Origin of the sequence: Okeania sp. KiyG1 (assembly GCF_014132355.1) — a bacterium.
In the GTDB taxonomy this organism is placed as follows: Bacteria; Cyanobacteriota; Cyanobacteriia; order Cyanobacteriales; family Microcoleaceae; genus Okeania.
The window spans coordinates 1-2,978 of record NZ_BLZO01000193.1 but is presented as its reverse complement, the minus strand read 5'-3'; the positions used below and the strand labels follow the sequence as shown (position 1 = coordinate 2,978).

The following is a 2,978-nucleotide window of genomic DNA, read 5'->3' as shown; positions in this document are numbered from 1 at the left end:
CTACTAAAAATAAAATTGAATCTGCTTCTAATATTTCTTCTGCCAACATTACTGCGCCATTTTTTCCTGAAGGTAACCTGCCAATATCGCAATTAGACTTTTTCAAAATCTCCGCACATTTGGAAATAGTCAAAATTCCTTCAGTCACTAAATCTATTCCACTCAACTTACCTATTGGTGGCATTTCTCTAGTCATCGTCGTAATATCCATTTCAATAACTTCTCCCAGAAAATTTGCCACAATATTTCCAGTTGTTCCACCACAAACAACTCTCCGACCACGAAAACTTAATAATTTCTCGACATATTCAAAATCTTTATTTTCATCTAGGGGCGGACCTGTAAATATCATTACTGGATTTTTCTTTCGCACATAAATTCCCACGAAAGAGGCATCATCACCAATTTTGCCTCCATAGAGATTATGAGTTTTTTTAATTACATTTTGAACAATATTTCTCGCCGTATGAGTATGATTGATAAATAAAGTTTCGATATGTTTAGCAATATTATCCCAACCCCAACCAAAATTTAAACTAACTCCTAAACCTGCGTATAAAACTCCGTCACTAATAGCTCCTAAAAATCGCCTTTTTCTAACTTACCTTCAGAGAAAGTAATTTTTTTATCTAATATTTTTTCGGTTCTGTTTTGTAACTGAACTAATTTACCTTTTTAAAATATAAAACGGAGGGTTGTCAAAGTTAATTACTAGAAATTTATTATTTTTGGGATTAATTGAAATTACTGTAAAGGTAGCATAGGCAATTTTTCTAACTTGACAAATAGGTAAAGTACCGATGACTGTTTCAATTACATCTTCTAAAGAAACGTCATCAGTATTCAACATATTAATCAAAATTTCTGTGGTTAAAGTGGCTAGAATATTAGCTTTTACTCCACTGCCTAAACCGTCAGACAAAACGATAATAGTTTTATTTTCGGCCTTGCGGAATTTAACTTGGTCGCCACATAATTCTTCGCCTTTTTTATTGAGACTAAAATTGTAAATATCTAAAAAATTTTCCATTTATATCAATCTTATTTGAGTTGTGGGAACAGGTAACAGGGAACAGGGAACAGGGAATAGTTCATTAATTGATAATGGATAATTGATAATTGATAATTACCTCTGGTTAAAACCGTTACGGAATTGAATATCAGGAATATTTTCTTTTTTTTTCCCTTAAAAGGGGAGGCTTTAAACCAGAATTATTTAATTATTAATTATTAATTATTCGGTAACAGGGAAAAGGGAACAGGGAACAGGTATGGAAGAAACACCTAAGCATTAACGAAGTCAGAAGTCAGAACTTATTTTTGTAACGGGTATTTGAGCAACTCTCCAAAAATATTTCGCCTTAAAGGCGGGGTTTTAGACCCAATTATTTTGATAAAATTATCACAAATGATTTAGGATTGCTATATATCAATTTGATAAAATATTGCTACATAATTTTTGTTATTAGATGTCTGACTCCTAATTTGATACTGTGTGTCATTTCAGTTATCAGTACCTGTGCAATAAGGAGGCTTGAAATAGGGAAATATTTTTCCCACTATTGCCTGTTCTCTGTTCCCTGTTTCTTGCTATATTATACCAATTTTAAAAAAGAATGTTACGAATAGTAAGAGCGATAAAAATAATTTATAGTAGATTTATATTTGAGAGAAAAAGATAATTTAAGCCCTAAAAAATGGTATTAAAGCTATTCCCATACGACTCCTGACTCCTGACTCCTAAGAAATACCCTAGATATTTGTAGCAAACATTTATCAATTTGGTATTAGAGAGTCTCTTGATTTACCATTTTGATAATTTTTAATAAACTAACTTTTGTTTCTGCAGTTGTTTCTCCTAATAAACCAGCAATTTCTTGCACTACTTTCATCTGATGATCGACTACTTCATTTACTTTACTAACTGTTTCATTTCTCAGATTAATCATTTCTTGTTTTCGTTGCCATTCATGGGTAATATCAACCATAATACAAGCAATTAAATTTTGGTCACGAATAGGAAAAATTACTTCTTTCACATATACAATATCTGCTTCAGAATTTGCTTGATTTTCAGGTTGATATTTTTTTTCTTTTCCTCGAATTACTTCATCTTTTTCCCAGACTTTTTGAAAGTCTGCTAAATCTTCTAAAACTATAGATGCTGGTTGACCAATAATCTCTGTTTGATTGACATTAAACATTTTACAAAATGCTGGATTAACGAGAGTAATATTCATCTGGGTGTCAACTACAATTAAGCCATTGGGGTCATATTCCCAGAGAATTTGCCAGAGATTTTTTTCGTTAGTCAAAATAATTTACTCCTTTGGTTTATTAATAGTGGGTAAAATTTCTGCTTGGAATTTTTGTTCAATATTTTCAGGGTTAATTTTGATAAATACTTGGTTTTTGTATTTCATTACAATTCCATCACTACAAGATTCTAAACAAAATGAGCCTTTTAATTCTATTTTGTCTTCTAGGTGATATTTGCTAATCATACTTTGAAGTTTTGGTAATACTTCATAAACTCCTAGTTGATGACAAGCTGAACCCATACAAAGATATAAATTTTCTTTTTCATAGTTCATTCTTGAGTAGGGGAGTGGGGGAGTAGGGGAGTGGGAGAGTGGGGGAGTAGGGGAGAACTAAACATAAGAATAATTAACAGTAATTGGCGTGCTAATTATCAAAAAGGTTATTTTGCCTGTGTTAATTACTTAATAATTGAAGTTTCACCTAAGTATAGCATTCTTTTTTCACCCTTGATATAAAAATAGTTAGTAAGAAAGAGTCAAGAGAATAAAGACAAAAATTTAACAGCGAATAAGGTGAGTATAGCTAAAGTCAGAAGTCAATCTTTCCTCTCAATAAAAAATAAAGATGAAGATATTTTTGCCATAGGAAGTAGGAAATTTTCACCTCTACTGATACTTCTTGGATGCTAATTTTATATTGATACATTTCTGACTTCT

3 protein-coding genes and 1 pseudogene are annotated in these 2,978 nt (G+C 31.4%); all 4 read right to left on the bottom strand.

The annotated features are described in order from the left end of the window. Positions 1-352 (bottom strand): annotated as a pseudogene (locus tag SAGCYANO_RS47065) (serine/threonine protein phosphatase); the annotation flags it as partial. Positions 353-667: 315 nt separating this feature from the next. Further along, a complete protein-coding gene (locus SAGCYANO_RS47060; protein WP_237397012.1) occupies positions 668-1,030 on the bottom strand; it encodes a SpoIIE family protein phosphatase in 363 nt (120 codons plus the stop codon). 757 nt (positions 1,031-1,787) lie between these two features. Beyond that, entirely contained in the window at positions 1,788-2,315 is a 528-nt protein-coding gene (locus tag SAGCYANO_RS42815) for a PAS domain S-box protein (RefSeq protein ID WP_375340105.1), read from the bottom strand. 6 nt (positions 2,316-2,321) lie between these two features. Beyond that, positions 2,322-2,594 carry a (2Fe-2S) ferredoxin domain-containing protein gene (locus SAGCYANO_RS42810; protein ID WP_237397254.1) on the bottom strand — a complete coding sequence of 91 codons (273 nt, stop codon included), beginning with the start codon at positions 2,592-2,594 and terminating at the stop codon, positions 2,322-2,324. Between the last annotated feature and the right edge of the window lie 384 nt (positions 2,595-2,978).